Origin of the sequence: Tepidibacter formicigenes DSM 15518, from assembly GCF_900142235.1 — a bacterium.
Classification (GTDB): Bacteria; Bacillota; Clostridia; order Peptostreptococcales; family Peptostreptococcaceae; genus Tepidibacter; species Tepidibacter formicigenes.
In genome coordinates, this window is sequence record NZ_FRAE01000026.1 from 25,071 (window position 1) to 31,868 (window position 6,798).

Below are 6,798 nucleotides of genomic sequence, written 5' to 3' on the forward strand. Positions count from 1 at the left end.
TATGGAAAGACTTATTACAAATTATGTAGAAGTATGTTCTATTATTTTATTTGGTGTTGGGTTTATGACACTATTACTTAATAACAATATGATAAAGAAGATAATAGGACTTAATATAATGGATACAGCAATATTTTTATTTTTTATATCAAGAGGCTATATAAAAGGTAAATATGCACCTATAGTTATAGATAAGTTTAAAGGGGTTGATGCTTATATAAATCCAATACCAACTTCACTTATGCTCACTGGTATAGTTATATCAATTAGCATGACAGCCTTTATGTTGGCACTTACTATAAAACTTTATGAAAAATATGAAACAATAGATCTTGGAGAAATTCTTAAAATGAAGGAGGTGTAAATATATGGTTGTTAAAAGTTTTCCACTAATTATAACTTTAATGCTATTTATAAGTTCATTTTTTATGCCTCTTATAAAAAACAAATCTACAATAAAAGCTATTAGTTTATTAACAACTTTTGTATCTAGTATATTATCTTTTTTTACTTTTCTTTATGTGAAAGTAAATGGAGAATTTAAGTACAAGATAGGGCACTTTGAAGCTCCTTGGGGAATTGAGTTTAATATAGGGATTATAGAAACTATAATGAGTATCTTATTTACTATGGTTTGTTTTTTTGTAATTTGGTACTCGATATATAATATAGAAAATGACATAACTGAGAAAAAGGTTCCTCTTTATTATTTACTTATAAATGTATTGTTAGCTTCTCTTTTAGGAATGAATTTTACAAATGATATATTTAATGCTTTTGTATTTATAGAAGTAAGCACCCTTGCTTCTTGTGGTATTATAATTGTCAAAGATAATAAAGAAACTGTAAAAGCAACTATAAAGTATATAGTATTAAGTAGTTTAGGTTCAGGGCTTATACTTATGGGAATTGCGTTTTTATATTCTATTACTGGTAATTTAAATATGGACTTTATTCATAGTGAGCTTATTAAAATATGGATGAGTTATAAAAGAATAACTTTAATTTCCATAGGATTTTTTACAATAGGTCTAGGGATTAAGGGAGCAATGTTCCCACTTCATGTATGGCTTCCAGATGCACATTCATCATCACCAACATCTTCCAGTGCAATACTTTCTTCCCTTGTAGTTAAGGGAGCGGTTTTACTTTTAATAAAGGTATTATATAGAGTTTTTGGAATTATTATAATTTCAAATATACCAGTTCTTAATTTAATATTATTATTAGGAAGCGCAGGAATGATAATGGGTTCAGTTCTTGCTATATTCCAAAAGAATGTAAAAAGAGTAATTGCTTATTCCAGTGTTGCGCAAATGGGTTATATATTCTTTGGGATAGGTCTTGGAAATAAGCTTGGTCTTGCTATTTCTATTTTTCATATAATAGGTCATGGATTTATTAAATCGGCATTATTTTTAAGTGTTGGATCTATGATGCAAAAAACAGGAAAAAAAGTTTCAGAGTTAAGAGGTGTAGGAAAGGAAATGCCAATAACTCTTGGCTTATTTACTCTAGGAGCTTTATCTATGGTTGGTATACCAATACTTCCAGGTTTTTTAAGCAAGTGGAACTTTGCTATTGCTAGTATACAATCAGGTAAAGTATATTTACTATCTATTATACTTATAAGTTCTCTTTTAAATGTAGTCTATTATTTTCCTATAGTTATTAATGGATATTTTGGAAATGAAAATTTGGAAGGGAAAGTTTATATGTCTAAAGAAAAATCTATATTTGAGCTTATGCCTATAATCAGTTTAATGACTGGAATGATATTATTAGGAATTGGTTCAAATTCAATTATAAATATGATTTTAACTGCGTGTGAAAAAATAATGTAATACTTATTAAGAAAGGGGAAACTTAATGAAAAGCTTGTTTATATTAATTCCCATATTAATGCCTTTTATTTTTGCGTTACTTTTAAATTTAATAAAATTTAAGAGCAAAAAAACTAGAAACATATTTATAGCTTTTTCAATTATAACAAATTTTATTTTGACAATTTGTGTTCTTTATTTTGATATAAATCTAAAACTAGAAATTTTAAAGCTTAATGATTTTATAGATATATATATTAATGTTGACAAATTAGGTGTTCTATTTTCAATACTTGCTTCTGGATTATGGATATTTACTTCTTTTTACTCTATGGAATATATGAATTATGAAAAAAAGGAAAGAAGATTTTTTACATTTTTCATATTAACCCTTGGTATAACAATAGGTATAGCGTTTTCAGGAAATTTATTTACTTTATATATTTTTTATGAACTTCTTACTCTTTTTACATTTCCTCTTGTTATTCATGCAGAAAGCAAAGATGCATTCATTAGTGGTAGAAAATATTTAATATATTCTTTTGGTGGAGCTACCCTAGTACTTTTAGGAATGATACTTTTATATAGTATTCATCATGATTTAAGCTTTATTCCTAGAGGAATTTTATCGGGAGTTAATATTGAAAACAATCAATTAATGTTAATTATATATTTACTTATGTTTTTAGGTTTTGGTGTTAAGGCTGCTGTTGTACCATTTCATTCTTGGCTTCCGGCTGCCATGGTGGCACCAACACCTGTTAGTTCATTACTACATGCAGTTGCAGTTGTTAAATCAGGAGTTTTTTCTATAGTTAGAGTTTCATATTTCATATTTGGAGCAGATGTAATTAAAAATGTTAATGGTAACTTATATGCAAGTATATTTGTTGGAATAACTATACTTATGGGGTCTCTTCTTGCACTTCATCATGATAATTTAAAGAAAAGACTTGCATATTCAACTATAAGCCAACTAGGATATATATTACTTGGAGTATTAATGTTAAATGAAAATGCTCTAATTGGAGGGCTTATGCATCTTGTAAATCATGCTTTAATAAAAATAGTACTTTTCTTTTGTGCTGGGGCTATCTATGTTAAAAAGCATATAAAAAATATATCTGATATGAAGGGGATAGGTAAAGAAATGCCTATAACTATGTGGTGTTTTGCTATAGCTTCCATATCGTTAATAGGTATTCCTCCTACTAATGGATTTGTAAGTAAGTGGTATTTAGCATTAGGAGGATTGAATGCTAATAAGATAATGTTTCCTATAATACTGTTATTAAGTGCATTTTTAACTGCAACATATTTACTACCTATTGTAGTAATAGCATTTTTTCCAGGATATCCAGGATATAAAGATGAAAAAATTAAAAATAATGATCCTAATATAAAGATGCTTTTTCCTATAGTCCTTGTTACAGGTATTGTAGTAATTTTGGGAATATTTCCAAATGTAGTTATAAATTTTATAGAAAAGATAGTTATTGAATTAATTTAAAGGGGGTTTAGTATATGAATAATATTTACTTACTTACAATATTAATACTTCCAGTACTAGGCTCCCTTATGGGATATATAATTGGAAGAAAGAATGAAAATTTAAGGAATATATTTATTGATATTATAACAGGAATTGAGTTTTTGTTAGTTATAATAATATATCCCTTAGTGTCAAAGCATCCAATAGAAGTTTTTATACCAGATATAATGGGTACGGGGCTTTATTTAAAGCTTGACATATTAAGGTATATATTAGTATTTATAACTGCTTTTATATGGTTTTTAACTACTATATATTCAACTCAATATTTAATTAAGTATAAAAAGAGAAACAGATATTATGCATTTTTTATGCTTACATTATCTAGTACTATAGGTATATTTATATCAGAAAATATATTAAATCTTTTTACATTTTTTGAGATAATGGCTTTTACTTCTTATGTATTAGTTATACATGATGAAGATGAGTATTCTCATGATGCTGGTAAAATTTATTTAGAAATGTCTATAGCTAGTGGCCTTATTACTTTGATGGGTATTCTTCTTCTTTATGATTACACTTCTACATTAAATATAGGTGAAATGTCATTAAGAATGAATAATATAGGAAATGTTAAATATGCAATAGGATTTTCTTTAATGATAGGATTTGCAGTAAAAGCAAGTATGTTTCCACTACATGTGTGGCTTCCAAAGGTATACCCAGCAGCACCAACTCCTGCCACAGCAGTACTTTCTGGTATTTTGGCAAAATCTGGAGTATATGGAATAATGATAGTTTCTGTTTTTATAATGAATAATGATACATTGTTTTCAATTATTCTTTTGATATTTTCATTTTTAAGTATGTTTATAGGTGGATTTTTAGCAATGTTTCAGAGAAATATTAAAAGAATACTTGCATATAGTAGTATGAGTCAAATTGGATATATGCTAATGGGTATAGCTTTAATTGGATTTCTAAAAGAACATAGTGAGATAGCTATATATGGGAGTATATATCACATTGTAAATCATGCTCTATTTAAAGTTTTACTTTTTATGGGGGCTGGTATTATATATATGATATTAGATGAACTTAGTATAAATAAGATACAGGGATTTGGAAAATATAAAAATATATTAAAAATTGCATTTTTAATAGGTATATTTGGAGTAATAGGAATGCCTGGATTTAATGGATTTATAAGTAAAACTCTTCTTCATCATGCTTTATCTGAAGTACATCATAAATATCATACTATATGGTTAAGTATTGCAGAGATAATTTTTACAATTTGCAGCAGCTTTACAGTAGCGTATCTTTTAAAATTATTTATAGCTGTATTTGTTAAAGAAAGTGATAATTTTAAAGGACAATATAAAAGTCATATTAAAAAAAGAGCATTATTTCCAATGATAATTTTAAGTTTAAGCATATTATTTGTTGCTATAAATCCAAATTTTCTAATAAATATAATGAATGATACTCTTCATACTTTTAAATTAGAATCTCATGGAAGTTTTCGTTTTGAGTTTTATTCTATAGAAAATATTAAGTCTTCAATGATAACTATATTAATAGGTTGTAGTATATACGTATTATTTATTAGAAGACATCTGATAAAAAAAGAAAATGATAAAAATGTCTATATAAATCCAGCTCTTGATTGGGTTAGTTTAGAAGATGATATATATAAACCTCTTTGTATTTTTATATACAAAGTATCATCTATAGGATTTAGTGTTATAGATAGAGCTGTTGTAAATTCTGTGAAATATATAGCATCAAGTATTACTGAGTTTGCAGGCTTTGAAATAAAAAATAAAGTCAATGGAGATGATAAAGTATATAAATTATCTGACATATCAAAGAATATAGGGGTTAATATGAACAGTATAACTTATTCAGTATTTATAATAGGAGTAATACTTGTAATTACAACTCTTATTTTGATAATGCTTTAAATTAGCTAAACCAAAATTTAGGATATTATATAGATAATATAAAATATTAAAGAAATTAAAGTAATTATAAAGGTATTTTAAAATTAATGTCTAATATAATAGTAAATAGTCGAAACCATACTTTTTATAAGGAGTGATATAATGGCTAGTGAAAAAAAGGGGATATTATTAGAAGCAGGTACTGGAGAAGTAGAGATATTAGAATTTGTTGTAAATGAAGTTCATTATGCTATAAATGTTATTAAAGTAAAAGAAATACTTGAAATAGATTACATTACAAAGGTTCCAAATTCATCTCCAGCAGTTGCTGGACTTACTCTCGTTAGAGGTGATGTAGTAACATTAATAGATATGAAGCAAGTTTTAGAAAAAACAAATAGCGATTTAAAGAAAGCAAAAACTATATTATGTGAATTCAATCAAATGAAAGTAGCATTTTGTGTTGATAGCATTGTAGGTATACATCGTATAGGATGGGATGATATTAAAAAGCCTGATAATATAAATGAATCTTCTTTAGTTATAGGGAATATTATTTTAGGAGACAAAATAATAATGCTTCTTGATTTTGAAAAAATAGTTATGGATATTAATCCAGGGTCAGGAATTGGTGAAAAGAGAATGGAAAACATAGCTAATGTAGATAGGTCTAATATAAAAATGGTTTTAGCAGATGATTCACCTCTTATAAGAAGAGTTTTAAATGATACTCTTACTAAAGCGGGATTTAAGCATTTAAGATTTTTTGATGATGGACAGCAAGCTTTAAATTATTTAAAGGCTATAGAAGAGAAAAAAGGAGAAAACTTTATAGAAGATGTACAAATGCTTATAACAGATATTGAAATGCCTCAAATGGATGGTCACACTCTTACAAGGAAAATAAAAGAAGATAAAATTCTTAAAAAGCTTCCAGTAATTATATTTTCATCTTTAATTACAGATGATTTAATGCACAAAGGAGAAGCTGTTGGTGCAGATGCTCAAATGAGTAAACCAGAGATTGGTAAGTTGGTCTCCTTGATAGATAAACTTATAACTGAAAAAGGATTATAATAGCAAAATATGCTATTATAATCCTTTTTTTATAGGAAACAACATTAAATTTTTAAAAAAAGTATCAACTATTTTGAGCAACGGAGTCCGTTAGGACTCATTGGCGACATGAGCCATGCGATAGCATGAAGCGAATTTTTTTATATTAAGTAGGAAATTATAAAATTTCAAAATCTGTGGAAAACTTGCTAAAATATATGTATAAGTATTGAAAAAAGAGAGATGAAGAGATGACTAAAGTAACATTAAAAAAAATATTGCAAGATAATTGGCAAAACTTTTTAAAGAAAAAAATTAAAAGAATTCCGAAGGTAATAAGGGCAGATGTTATAGAAACAGTTGAAAAAGCAATGGACTGTGGGAGGCTAGAAAAGGGATATACAGAGTATATGTGTTTAGAATGCATGGAAAGTAAGAGAGTAGGCTTTACATGTAAAAGTAAATTTTGCACTAGATG

The 6,798-nt window shown here is 26.8% G+C and carries 6 protein-coding genes; all 6 read left to right on the top strand.

The window, feature by feature from the left end; genetic code table 11:
• Position 1: 1 nt before the first annotated feature.
• Positions 2-364, top strand: a complete 363-nt coding sequence (locus BUA77_RS06715; RefSeq protein ID WP_072888525.1) for a sodium:proton antiporter — start codon at positions 2-4, stop codon at positions 362-364.
• Between the two features lie 4 nt (positions 365-368).
• Positions 369-1,844 carry a complex I subunit 5 family protein gene (locus BUA77_RS06720; protein ID WP_072888526.1) on the top strand — a complete coding sequence of 492 codons (1,476 nt, stop codon included), beginning with the start codon at positions 369-371 and terminating at the stop codon, positions 1,842-1,844.
• Positions 1,845-1,869: 25 nt separating this feature from the next.
• Positions 1,870-3,333: a proton-conducting transporter transmembrane domain-containing protein gene (locus BUA77_RS06725; protein ID WP_072888527.1), complete on the top strand. Its 1,464-nt coding sequence runs from the start codon at positions 1,870-1,872 to the stop codon at positions 3,331-3,333.
• Positions 3,334-3,347: 14 nt separating this feature from the next.
• A complete protein-coding gene (locus BUA77_RS06730; RefSeq protein WP_072888529.1) occupies positions 3,348-5,285 on the top strand; it encodes a complex I subunit 5 family protein in 1,938 nt (645 codons plus the stop codon).
• Positions 5,286-5,426: 141 nt separating this feature from the next.
• Complete coding sequence (locus BUA77_RS06735) at positions 5,427-6,341, top strand: chemotaxis protein (protein WP_072888531.1); 915 nt, start codon at positions 5,427-5,429, stop codon at positions 6,339-6,341.
• Between the two features lie 230 nt (positions 6,342-6,571).
• On the top strand, positions 6,572-6,798 hold a 227-nt coding region (locus BUA77_RS06740), incomplete at its 3' end, for a transposase zinc-binding domain-containing protein (protein WP_200773934.1).